10 protein-coding genes are annotated in these 12,536 nt (G+C 51.2%); 6 read left to right on the top strand and 4 right to left on the bottom strand.

Annotated features, from left to right (window positions below; genetic code table 11):
* Positions 1–76: 76 nt before the first annotated feature.
* The 4 genes from TALK_RS06765 (at position 77) to hemB (ending at position 4,554) form a co-directional block, all read left to right on the top strand.
* Complete coding sequence (locus TALK_RS06765) at positions 77–1,366, top strand: O-acetylhomoserine aminocarboxypropyltransferase/cysteine synthase family protein (protein WP_085617213.1); 1,290 nt, start codon at positions 77–79, stop codon at positions 1,364–1,366.
* Positions 1,367–1,514: 148 nt separating this feature from the next.
* A complete protein-coding gene (locus TALK_RS06760; protein WP_085617212.1) occupies positions 1,515–2,276 on the top strand; it encodes a DeoR/GlpR family DNA-binding transcription regulator in 762 nt (253 codons plus the stop codon).
* Between the two features lie 17 nt (positions 2,277–2,293).
* A complete protein-coding gene (locus TALK_RS06755; RefSeq protein ID WP_085617210.1) occupies positions 2,294–3,472 on the top strand; it encodes an MFS transporter in 1,179 nt (392 codons plus the stop codon).
* Between the two features lie 80 nt (positions 3,473–3,552).
* Complete coding sequence (gene hemB, locus TALK_RS06750; RefSeq protein WP_085617208.1) at positions 3,553–4,554, top strand: porphobilinogen synthase; 1,002 nt, start codon at positions 3,553–3,555, stop codon at positions 4,552–4,554.
* Between the two features lie 77 nt (positions 4,555–4,631).
* Here hemB and TALK_RS06745 read toward each other — a convergent pair whose 3' ends face one another.
* The 4 genes from TALK_RS06745 to TALK_RS06730 all read right to left on the bottom strand — a co-directional run bounded on the left by TALK_RS06745 (position 4,632) and on the right by TALK_RS06730 (position 9,151).
* Entirely contained in the window at positions 4,632–5,615 is a 984-nt protein-coding gene (locus TALK_RS06745) for an HAD-IIA family hydrolase (protein WP_085617206.1), read from the bottom strand.
* Positions 5,616–6,001: 386 nt separating this feature from the next.
* Complete coding sequence (locus TALK_RS22250) at positions 6,002–6,319, bottom strand: hypothetical protein (RefSeq protein ID WP_245829745.1); 318 nt, start codon at positions 6,317–6,319, stop codon at positions 6,002–6,004.
* A gap of 25 nt (positions 6,320–6,344) precedes the next feature.
* Positions 6,345–7,859: a malonate--CoA ligase gene (locus TALK_RS06735; RefSeq protein ID WP_085617202.1), complete on the bottom strand. Its 1,515-nt coding sequence runs from the start codon at positions 7,857–7,859 to the stop codon at positions 6,345–6,347.
* A 125-nt stretch (positions 7,860–7,984) separates the two neighbouring features.
* Positions 7,985–9,151, bottom strand: a complete 1,167-nt coding sequence (locus TALK_RS06730; RefSeq protein ID WP_085617200.1) for a type III PLP-dependent enzyme — start codon at positions 9,149–9,151, stop codon at positions 7,985–7,987.
* Positions 9,152–9,383: 232 nt separating this feature from the next.
* Between TALK_RS06730 and TALK_RS06725 the strand changes: the two genes are divergently transcribed.
* Together TALK_RS06725 and TALK_RS06720 are read left to right on the top strand one after the other, a co-directional pair.
* Positions 9,384–10,871 (top strand): aldehyde dehydrogenase family protein, encoded by a 1,488-nt coding sequence (locus TALK_RS06725; RefSeq protein WP_085617199.1) that lies wholly within the window; start codon positions 9,384–9,386, stop codon positions 10,869–10,871.
* A gap of 339 nt (positions 10,872–11,210) precedes the next feature.
* Positions 11,211–12,431: a threonine ammonia-lyase gene (locus tag TALK_RS06720; RefSeq protein WP_085617197.1), complete on the top strand. Its 1,221-nt coding sequence runs from the start codon at positions 11,211–11,213 to the stop codon at positions 12,429–12,431.
* The last annotated feature ends 105 nt before the right edge of the window (positions 12,432–12,536 follow it).

Below are 12,536 nucleotides of genomic sequence, written 5' to 3'. Positions count from 1 at the left end.
CCAGCTTCTTGTCGACAAAGCATGAATATGCGTTACTTCGACAAAATCAATACAACCTATAATCAGGGGAAACGAAATGACAGGCTCTTCGAAACCAGAAACCATCGTCTTGCACGCGGGATATCGCGCCGACCCGACCACCGGTTCGGTTGCAGTTCCGCTTTACCAAACCACCAGCTATCAGTTCCGCGATACACAGCATGCTGCTGATCTTTTTGCGCTTAAGGAACTTGGGAATATCTATACCCGCCTCATGAATCCGACCAATGACGTGCTTGAACAGCGCGTGGCGGCTCTTGATGGTGGCGTTGCCGCCGTTGCTGTCGGCTCGGGCCAGGCGGCCACGACCTTTTCTATTCTCAATATTGCGCAGGCTGGTGATAACATTGTCAGCTCCACCGATCTTTACGGCGGAACATGGAACTTGTTTGCCAATACTTTCAAACAGATGGGTATCGAAGTTCGCTTTGCAGATCCGACAGACCCGGAAAACTTCCGCCGCCTGACCGATGACAAAACACGCGCCTATTACGCCGAAACTCTGCCAAATCCCAAGCTTCAAGTTTTCCCGATCCGCGAGGTCGCAAATATCGGTGATGAGTTTGGCATTCCATTGATTATTGACAACACCGCCGCCCCCGTCCTGTGCCGCCCGATTGATCACGGAGCCAGCATCGTTATGTATTCGACCACGAAATTCATTGCCGGTCATGGCACATCGGTTGGCGGCATCGTTATTGATTCTGGCAAGTTTGATTGGGAAAAACACGCGAAGCGATTCCCGCTTTTGAATGAACCAGACCCCAGCTATCACGGTGCCGTCTGGACACAAGCCGTCAAGCCAATTGGCCCGGTTGCCTATGCGATCAAACTACGCTGCACAATGTTGCGCGATCTTGGTGCCGCTGCCTCTCCGTTTAATTCATTCCAAACCATTCAGGGCATGGAAACATTGCCGCTTCGGATGGAACGTCATTGCGAAAACGCCAACACGGTGGCCGAATTCCTGTCAACACATCCAAAAGTCACCAAGGTCATCCACCCCAGCATGCAGGATGGTGAAAGCCGTCGCCGGGCTGATACCTATCTTAAGGGCGGCTATGGATCGCTGATGGGCTTTGAACTTTCTGGCGGCAAGTCAGCGGGTGAAACCTTTATCAACAGCCTTGAGATGTTCTATCATGTCGCCAATATCGGCGACACCAGATCGCTTGCCATTCATCCTGCGACAACCACCCATAGTCAGTTGTCCGAAAAAGATCGCCTATCATCTGGCGTGACGGATGGCTATGTCCGCCTGTCCATTGGGATTGAGCATATTGACGATATTCTTGCCGATCTGAAACAGGCATTGGATAAAGCGTAATTAAATCTGCTTTATCTACCTTGATCAGATGGATTGAGATAAACCGGCGCTGTTCATTCAGAGCCGGTTTTTTATTGACCAACGGACACAACGAGCGTAAACGCGCATTATCGTCAAAACATGCAAAACGTGCAATTTGGATATCAAGATGTCGAGCGTCACTTCACGCCAGCACGAAATCGAAAAACTGCTCCATGATCAGGGCACGGTTCACATCCACGATCTGGCAGCATTGTTTCATGCATCCCTTGATACCATTCGTCGCGACCTGCGACAGATGGAAGAAAACGGTACGTTACGCCGGATTCATGGTGGCGCCACCCTGCCCAGTACGGCCCGCGAAGGGTTTTATGATCGCGCACAGGAATTAAAACCAGAACGGGCGGAAATTGCCCGAAAAGTGGCGCAAGATCTTATACCGGATCAAGCCGTGATATTTTTCGACAGCGGCACAACGATTTTTGAAGTTGCACGTAATCTTAAGCCATCATTTTGTGGCACTGTGATTACCGTCAATCCGCTGATTGCGGTTGAATTGACCAATCATCCGAATGCCAACATCATTATGATTGGCGGAACCGTTCTGAAACGCGATATGGCGGTTTGTGGCCCGACGGCCATTGACGAAATCCGTAATTACAATGCGGACTTTGTATTGCTAGGTACCTGCGCCCTGCATCCGGACTTAGGCCTCACCACCAGCACCGTCGAAGAACGCGCAACCAAGGCCGCAATGCTTGCGCAATCGGCTGAGGCCATTGCCGTTACGACAGCCGACAAACTCGAAACAAGTCTGCCGTTCCGGATCTGCGATCTTGATGCGATTTCACATTTGGTAACGGGCCGGAAACTTTCAACCGGATATCTAAGCAACTATACCGAACGCGGGATCAATGTGATTCTTGCCTGACGGATGCGGAGCCCCAAATGCCTTTGTCCAATCAGATTGCCCATAACCGGATTCGCGCCATCTTCTTTCTGCATGGCGCCGCTTTTTCAAGTTGGGTTCCCCATATCCCGTTGGTGCAGGAACGCCTTGGCTTTGGCCATGACGATCTTGGGGCGATTCTTTTGGCCGCTGCAATCGGCGTTTTAACCGTTATGCCGGTTGCCGGTCGCCTGTCAGACAAGTTCGGCAGTGAGCGGGTCGCGCGATATTCCGGGATCGCCTATTTCATTTCGGTGGGCATTCCGGTTTACATGCCAAGCTTCATGTCGATGGCCATCGCAATGTTTGCAATGGGATTCTTTGGCGCATTTCTTGATATTTCCATGAATGCTAATGGGCTGAACGTTGAACGAACAAAAAAACGCAGCGTAATGTCAGGTTTGCATGGCTGTTGGAGCTTGGGCGGGTTTGCCGGTGCCGGAACGACTGCGGCATGGTTCGCGCTGCCCCTTCCTATCAGTTGGCATTTACCGGTCATGTTAAGCATCTTTTTGGTCCTGCATCTTATCTTGCAACGCCAATTGATGCCTGATTGCGCCGTTCAGCACGACGAACCTGAAAAAGATGGTCTTTCGTCAAGGCAGCAATTGATGTTTCTAACCCTGCTGCCGTTTGGTGCCTGTGCGTTTATTGGTCAGTTTGGCGAAGGTGTCATTACCGATTGGGCGACGGTTCTGATGACAACCGAACTTCAATCCGGACCAACATTAGCCGCCGTCGGGTTTGCCTGCTATTCGGCAACGATGGCGATTACCCGTCTTTCGGGCGATTGGCTTGTGACCAAATTTGGACGTGCGCAAATCCTGTTGGCAAGTTCAGCTTGTGCATCCTTTGGTCTGTTCGTACTGGCACTGTCCCCCCATTATCTGATCGCCTGGGTCGGCTGTGCCGTTGCCGGGGTCGGACTTGCAACAATCTTGCCGCTTTTGATTTCCGCAGCGGCACAGGCAACGGGTAAAGGCGGCGGCGCCGTGGTTTCAACCATTGCGGCCACTGGATATACCGCATTGATGGCGGGACCACCGATTGTGGGTGCCATTGGCGAAAAATTCGGACTGGTCAGTGCATTTGTTCTAACCGCAAGTTTCCTTGCCCTGATCATCCCTGTTTATATGTTGACCATGCGGGGACGACTGCGCGTTACCGGCAATAGTTGATCCCGCGTGATTTCTGCCCCATAAATTGGTCACTGATTTCCGAACCCGGAAATACCGCCCCACTGATAAGAGAACAGATCATGGCTAAAACAGGCACCTATGGCACTTTCCCGCGCACCCGTTTGCGCCGCCCCCGTATGAGCGACTGGTCCCGTCGCATGGTGGCTGAGACCCGATTAACGTCCCATGATCTGATCCTACCCGTATTTGTCATCGACGGTAAGAACGAACGTATGCCAATCCCATCCATGCCCGGCGTTGAACGCCAAAGTATTGATGTGTTGGTTGAAACAGCAAAACATGCTCAAAAGCTTGGAATTCCAGCACTTGCGCTGTTCCCTTATATTGATGCCAGCCTCAAGACCAAGGATGCCCGCGAAGCCTATAATCCAGACAATATCGTGTGCCGCGCGACCAAGGCGATCAAAGACGCCTGCCCCAATCTTGGGGTCATTACAGACGTTGCCCTTGACCCGTTTAATGCAGACGGTCAGGACGGTATCGTTGTCGATGGTGAAATCTTAAATGACGAAACCACCGAGGCCCTTGTGCGTCAGGCACTGGTACAGGCGCAGGCCGGTTGTGATGTTGTTGCCCCATCTGACATGATGGATGGGCGTATTGGCGCCATTCGCGATACCCTTGAATCCGAAGGACTCAAGAAAGTCCAGATCATGGCCTATGCCGCAAAATATGCGTCCTCATTTTATGGTCCGTTCCGGGATGCTATCGGTTCGGCCAGCGCACTTGGCAAGGCAGACAAGAAAACCTATCAGCTTGACCCTGCTAATAGCAGCGAAGCCATGCGCGAAGTTGCCTATGATCTGGAAGAAGGCGCTGACTCGGTTATTGTTAAACCGGGCTTGCCATATCTTGATGTTCTGTATCGCGTACGTGAAGAATTCGGTGTTCCGGTCTTTGCTTATCAGGTCTCGGGCGAATACGCGATGCTCCGCGCGGCCGGCCAGAATGGCTGGCTTGACTATCTGGGATGCGCCATCGAGACTTTGTCCTGTTTCAAGCGTGCCGGTGCATCGGGAATCCTGACCTATAGCGCCATTGAAGTTGCCGAGGCCATCTAAACTATTCGCCAAATCGACCTATAGAAAAAGGGGCCACAATAGGCCCCTTTTTGGTTTCTCTCTGGCGTCTCTTATTGTCAGGCAAAAACGGCATTCTTATCTTCTGGTGCCGCTTTTGCTTCAGCAATCCCGTACCCGATGGCAGGCGCACAGAAATGCGGGCGCAGCCCTGATTTCACGAATAGTCCTTCGATATCATCCTGACCATCCAAAAAACCACCCTGACGCACCAAAAGCGTTTTGATACCAGATGCCAGCCCACCCAACACATCGGTATGAATTGTATCGCCAACCATCAGGATGCGGTCACGCGCGATATCGGGATGGCGTCGCAGGACCTCGTCAAAAACATGCCCAAACGGCTTGCCAACACAATCAGGTGTAATACCGCAACGATCGGCGGCCTTATGGGCGAAATAACCTGACTCAACGGATAAAAACGCCCCCATCGGTGCACAGATGTCTGGATTTCCCACTAAAATGGGGCGCGGCTTTGCTGCCAGGCTTTCTTCCAGATGGTTCTGCTGGATATCCGACCAGCTTTCAGAATCAATAAGTACAACCCCGTCAACTGCATCATAAAGTGCCCGATCTTTACCCAGCGGGCTGACCTTGCCGGGCAAGATATCAAACGGCCAATGCAGCGGCGCCATTACCCCCCAATGCTTCAGATCGGTATAGGATTCCATCATTGGTGCTACAAATTGTTGGCTGCTGATCAGGTTGTTTGTATTGAAATCAAAACCACGCCCACGATGGCGCGCCAAAATGGCTTCGGCGGAACTCGACGCGTCATTGGTCACAACGGCAAGTTTTTTACCCGATTTCTGAAGTCCGGCGACCGTTTCCACGGCCCCGGGGATTGCCTGCGCCCCGCTGTTAAGAACACCGAACGCATCAAAAATAATCAGGTCAAACTCATCGGCGATCACCATAAGGTTTTCGACATATTGCGTCTGCGCAGGAACGGACTTTGGATCAACCTGTGGCAATCGCGGTGCATATTTCAAATAAGCTGCGATTGCCTGCTCAAAGCTAAGCTTCGGCCGATTGATACTCATCTGATGATCTCCTGTCCGCGAAGCATTTTGGTCCATAGCACGACCAAGGTGCCATGCCGGATATGTTTGCATGGATGTTATGATCGATCTTGTAATGGTTCAGCATTCAATTGGAAAGCGAATGGTAATTTAATTAGCCATGCGCTAAGCACATAGCAATAAACAACACCACATCCCCGTATTATGACGTTATTTGAGCGTTTTCATTGCAAAAACATGACTTTGTGCGCTTTCCTAGTCACAGCCATGCAAAAAATGCATTGGATTACACAATCAACCGGGCGTAGTTTGCCTTCACGAAATGAAGACGATGTATCGACTGGTAAATGCCCCACAATGCAGATGATCATTCGATACATTATTAACAGACCGACACGTCAAACCAGTTAACTATTCCTTCTTGGAATATCTTCGGTGAGAACATGCCGGTTATCTGAAAGACAGCGCCAATATGAATTGGCCGGTTTGAAATAGGTGATGAAATGATTGTAACCAAGATTTTTGCTTTCCTGCGCGCCCTTCGTGTTCAGTACCAGACCCAAATTGCGCTCCGTAAACTTGATTCGCGTGAGCTGGCAGATATCGGTCTGAACCGTGACATGATTGATGACGTTGCACACCGTGTTGCTTTCGGCCACTAAGCCGAAAATACAGCCACCATTGAAAAGCCCCGGCATTGCCGGGGCTTTTCTTGTTTTGGTCAAGGTTTGGTTTCCATGCCAGTAAATTCTAATTGGAAAATATGGTCTTATAATCCTCGCGCAGGATATTCTTCTGAACCTTGCCCATCGCATTACGCGGCAATTCGGACAAGAAGAACACGCGCTTTGGCACCTTGAAATTCGCAAGCTGCCCTTTTATCGCCCCGATAACATCATCTTCAGACAGGCTATCATCGTTTCGAACAATCACGGCAACGACAGCTTCGCCGAAATCTGGATGCGCAACACCGATTACAGCACTTTCAATGACACCATCCATCTCGTCGATTACGGTCTCGATTTCTTTGGGATAGACATTAAAGCCCCCTGAAATTACCAGATCCTTTGCCCGCCCGACAATATGGACATAGCCCTTTTCGTCGATTTTTGCGATGTCACCAGTAATAAAGAACCCATCATCCCGAAACTCTTCGGCGGTTTTTTCCGGCATTTGCCAGTATCCTGCAAACACATTTGGTCCCCGCGCCTCAAGAACGCCGATCTCGTTTGTGCCAAGTACATCACCGTTTTCATCACAAACGCGGATATCGACATCGGGCAATGCAGGTCCGACTGTATGGACAATGCGCTCTGCGTTCAACGGGTTCGAGGTCGCCATACCCATCTCGGTCATGCCATAGCGTTCCAGTAACGCCTTGCCGGTTCGCTCTTTGAAGGCAACAAATGTTTCCGGCAGCAATGGTGCTGAACCGGAAATAAACAGCCGCATATTCGATGTCACATTCGTATCAAAGTCATCCTCTGATAACAGGCGGACATAGAATGTCGGGACGCCCATCATAACGGTACTGCGCGGCAACAGCGCCATAACCTGTTCACGATCAAACTTCGGCAGAAAGAACATCTTTGCCCCCGACAACATCACGCAATGGCAGGCAATGAACAGCCCGTGCGTATGAAAGATCGGAAGCGCATGCAAAAGAACGTCCTCGGAATTAAATCCCCACAGTTTTTCAAGCGTCGCGGCATTTGACCACAGATTGGTCTGGGTCATCATCGCACCTTTGGGCTTGCCCGTGGTCCCCGATGTATAAAGGATGGCCGCAAGATCATCATCTGCACAAGCAACAGGCGCAAAATCATTTGGAAATGCTATGGCCTGATCGATCAGGGTACCCTCACCCGTCGTTCCCAAAGTCAGGACTTTTGCAACACCCTGTGCTTTGGCAATAGCCGATACTTCAGGTTCACGGTGCGGCTGACACACAAAAATAATCGGTGCCGCATTCCCCATGAAATAGGCAAGTTCACCAGCCTGATATGCGGTATTAAGCGGCAGATAAACCAGTCCGGCCCGAATGCAGCCCAGATAAAGGAAAAGCGCTTCGGGGGATTTATCGACCTGAACGGCAACGCGGTCACCTTTTCGGGCACCAAGAGCGGTCAATAAACCTGCGATCCGGGCGGATGCATTATCCGCATCGCCATAGCTATAGGTTTCTCCCGAGGCGGTTTCGATCAGCACCTTGGATAAATCAGCAGGAAACCGGCTTTGAATCCGCATAAAAAGGCTATTGGTCACGGCGTATTTTCCCTGTTTTCAATTCTTTTGCCGGGTACTCATGCCACCCGGTTAATACCGGGCAGCATAGTGCACACAGGGATAACCGCAAACAAGTACTGTTTTACGTCTATTGACGGTTTTGATTAGCCAACCTGAGGAAATTCACCGTCAATGAATGGGAATGTTTCACCAACAGTCACCAGCAATTCTGGATAGAAACCATTGAAATGGGTTGCCAATGCGTTGCTATAAGCACCGATATGGCCAAACTCGATCCAATCGCCTTCGCGAATGTCTGCCGGTAGCGTAACTGTCGCCGGCAAAACATCCATATTGTCGCAGGTCGGACCATAAATGGTAAAATCAAGCGTTTCGTCTTCGTTGAAGTCACCCTCTATTCGCATCGGACGCACCGGGAAACGCAACTGCCCGGTAACGGCTTCGGAAAGGCTCCCATAAATCCCATCATTGATGAACAGTTGATCTTCCTTACGCAGATGAATTTGCGTGATCAATGACACACCACTGGAAACAAGCGCACGGCCCGGTTCACACATAAATGTGGTATCAGGCAATCCGAGCCAGCGAATGCAGTCTTTGATCTCATCCATAAAAACTTCAAGCCCGGGGGCGCGCTGGTTCATATATTGCCCTGGGAACCCGCCACCAACATCAAGATAACGGACTTTGACGCCGGAAAAATCGATGACCTGCCGGATAAGTTCGACCGCAATGCGGTATCCATTCGGTGTTGTGCATTGCGATCCAACATGAAAGCAAAGCCCGGCACTATAGCCATAGGCATCGACTTTCTTAAGCAGTTCAGATGCCGTCATAGGGCGTGCCCCAAATTTCGCCGATAGATTATAAGCCGCCCCCGCCGGTGGGGTCGCCAGGCGCACATGAATAACCAGATCGGTTTCACCGTCCGTTTCGGCCCGAATTTTCTCAAGCTCGTCTTCGGTATCGATCACGTAATGCTTAATACCGAACACGCGATGCGCGCTGCGAATGGCATCACGGCTTTTGACCGGGTGCATGAAATAGGCATTCATGCCAGGAAACTGCCGCCGGACGAGTGCAATTTCTTCGGGGGATGCGGTATCAAAATGGCGGACACCACCTTCATGCAAATACCGCATGATTTCTGGATGCGGGTTACATTTCACTGCATAGAGGACGTTGCCGGGAAACATATCGATAAACCGCTTGGCCGTATCGCGCAGAATATCAGGGCGAAGGCAATATACCGGATAGGATGGTTTGAGCTCACGAACAACATCAAATGTCGTATCGAAATGGCGCGGCATGGGGATCCCCTTATCCTAGCGGAAAAGAACCTGCGATGCAGTCCGATCCCGGAATGCACCCACGTTTTAATTAACCTACCAATCCTACCCCGTGCTGTCATGTGCAACGTGGTGAAAGGACCTTGCCTTTACGGTGCCGGGTCGATAAATTGGTAAACCAATACCGAATAACCACTTATTGCGTAACGTCAGCGAATTAGCGGGCGCGCAGCTATATTACAGGGAGCCTGAAATGTCTATCGAACCCGTACTTGATCCCCACAAATTGGTCAAAGAACTCGATGGCCGCCACTTGATCAACGGGGAGCTTGTGCCGGCAAAAAACGGCAAAAACTTCGATGTCCTCAACCCGGCGACCGGTAAAGTAATTGCTCAGGCTGCTGAAGGCGATGCCGATGATGTCGATGTGGCAGTGTCTATTGCAAAAAAAGCCCAGAAAGACTGGGCAAACCGCCCAGCGCGTGAGCGTGGAAAATTGGTCGCAGAATGTGGCCGTATCCTGACCCAGCATGTCGAAGAGCTCGGCCGTCTTGTCGCGCTTGAATCCGGTAAGGCCCTTCGAACTGAAAGCCGGGTCGAAGCATCGGTTCTGGCCGACATGTTCGTCTTTTTTGGTGGTCTCGCATCCGAGCTCAAGGGCGAAACCATTCCGTTCAATCCAAACATGATGACCTTGACCACCCGCGAACCGATTGGTGTTGTCGGTGCTATCATTCCTTGGAACGTTCCGTTGCTTTTGATGGCGATTAAAGTTGCCCCCGCACTTGTCGCAGGCAACACAGTTGTCGTTAAATCGGCCGAAGACACCCCGTTCACCGTCCTTCGTGTGTGCCAAATCATGCAGCAAGTCCTTCCAAAGGGCGTTCTGAACATTCTGTCTGGCTTTGGTCCTGGTTGTGGTGGCCCTTTGGTCGCCCATAAGGATGTCAAAAAAGTATCCTTCACCGGATCGGTCGAAACCGGGCGCACGGTTTATCGCGCTGCCGCCGAAAAATTGATCCCGGTTACGCTGGAACTTGGTGGAAAATCACCAATGATCGTGATGGATGATGCGGATCTGGACAAAGCCATTGCCGGGGCCGTTGGTGGCATGCGCTTCACCCGACAGGGCCAAAGCTGCACGGCATCGTCACGCATTCTGGTTCATGAAAAACTGCATGATGAATTCGTCAGCCGCCTGCTTGCCAAGGTTAATACCTTGAAAATGGGTGATCCGTTGGACGAAGAAACCGATATCGGCACCATCATCAATCGCAAGCAACGCGACAAGGTCTGTGGCTATATCGAAATCGGCGCACAGGAAGGAGCCACCAAGAACGAATTAAGCGCCCTGCCCTCGGATCCAAAACTTGCCGATGGTATGTTTGTCCGCCCGGTAGTGTTCACCGATGTCAAACCGGATGCCCGTATCGCCCGTGAAGAAATCTTTGGTCCGGTTGCCTGCGTCTTTAAATTCAAAACCTTTGACGAGGCGATCGAACTTGCCAATGACAGTGACTTTGGCCTTGCCGCAACGGTCTGGACCAAAGACCTTAAAACTGCACTGACGGCGACCAAACGCCTTGAAGCAGGCTTTGTTCAGGTCAACCAGAACCTTGTCGTGCAGCCGAACCTGTCATATGGCGGGGTCAAGCTTTCAGGACTTGGCAAGGAAGCCTCGCTTGAAAGCATGCTGGAACATTTCACGCACAAGAAAACCATCATCCTGAATATGGAATAGCCGGGCTGCATTTCGAAACCGGGCCGGGTTGCAAATATTGCAACCCGGCCTTTTTCTTTGGAAACTTGACCTTGGGCGCCTAATCCGCAAAGCTGCACGCGATTAAAGATCAATAACCCAGAAAGAACATGGTTATGTCTGCTTGTCTTGACATCCGCGCATCGCAATACCGTCCGACGCTTCGTGCCGGTGCGATGGCCATGATTATGGGGATTTCCGACCCGCGAATGTGATCCCTGTCATTCAAGGATGACAGGTTTGGTTGAATACCCGAATTTTACCCACACATGAAAAATGCCAGGCACGTCATCAATGGCGACTGGTCGCAGGAGTCTGGAAATGACTGTTTCCTATCACGATATTGTACGCGCATCCGGCTTGCTCGAAGGCATCGTCAGCAAGACACCGCTGGTGAAATCACAAACGCTTTCAATTATTTGCCAAGCCGAAGTTCATCTGAAGCTTGAAAACCTGCAATATACGGCTTCATTCAAGGAACGCGGTGCCTATATCAAACTGGCTAGCCTGACACCCGAAGAACGCGCCAAAGGCGTCATTGCAGTCTCAGCAGGCAACCATGCACAAGGTGTGGCCTATAACGCCAAACGTCTTGGTATTCCGGCAACCATCGTGATGCCAAAAAATACGCCCTACACCAAGGTTCGACATACCCGATCGCACGGGGCAGAAGTCGTGCTTGAAGGCAATGTTTTTGCAGAAAGCCTTGAGGCCGCATCAAAAATCCAAAAAGAGCGTGGCCTGACCTTCGTCCATCCGTTTGACGATCCCCATATCATTGCCGGTCAGGGAACTGTCGGGCTTGAAATCCTTAATGACGGTGCAGATATCGATACTATTCTGGTGCCAATTGGCGGTGGCGGCCTTGCGGCAGGCATTGCCACGGCAATCAAAGCACGCCGCCCGGATATCGAAATCATTGGCGTTGAAACCAAGCTATATCCCAGCATGTATGAAGGCATCCATGATCTGCCCCTATCTGGCGGCGGCGTCACCATTGCCGAAGGCATCGCAGTTAAGCAACCGGGCGGCCTGACACTTGAAATCTGCAAGGAAAAGCTCGACGATATTTTACTGGTCGAGGAAAGCTCGATCGAGCGTGCCATCCAGATGTTGATCGAGATCGAAAAAACCGTGGTCGAGGGCGCGGGAGCAGCCCCCCTTGCCGCCCTGCTTGATCATCATGACCGCTTCAAGGGCAAAAAGGTTTGCATGATTGTCAGCGGTGGCAATATCGATACCCGCTTACTGGCCCAGGTCCTGATGCGCGGCATGGCACGCGAAGGCCGCCTGGCAAGGGTGCGTATCGAAATTCCCGACGTTCCTGGCGCATTGGCGACCATCAGTTCACTGATTGGTGACGCCGAGGCCAACATCATCGAAGTCTATCATCAACGCCACTTCTATGACGTCCCAGCCAAACAGACCGATGTCGATATGGTCCTGGAAGTGCGTGATACCGCACATGCAAAACAGGTGATCACAAAACTGACCGGCGCCGGATTTGGCAGCCGCCTTCTTGGCAATACGTCACTGGATTAAAACACCAAAGGCCAGCGAACAAAACACTAGCCTTTTTTGGTTATGCTCTGACGATACAAACATGCAAATACAACAAAAAGCCAGTGGCATTACACCACTGGCTTT

The sequence above is a fragment of the Thalassospira alkalitolerans genome (assembly GCF_002115745.1).
Classification (GTDB): domain Bacteria; phylum Pseudomonadota; class Alphaproteobacteria; order Rhodospirillales; family Thalassospiraceae; genus Thalassospira; species Thalassospira alkalitolerans.
The sequence above is the reverse complement of the archived record's forward strand: the minus strand, read 5'-3'. Positions and strand labels throughout refer to the sequence as shown.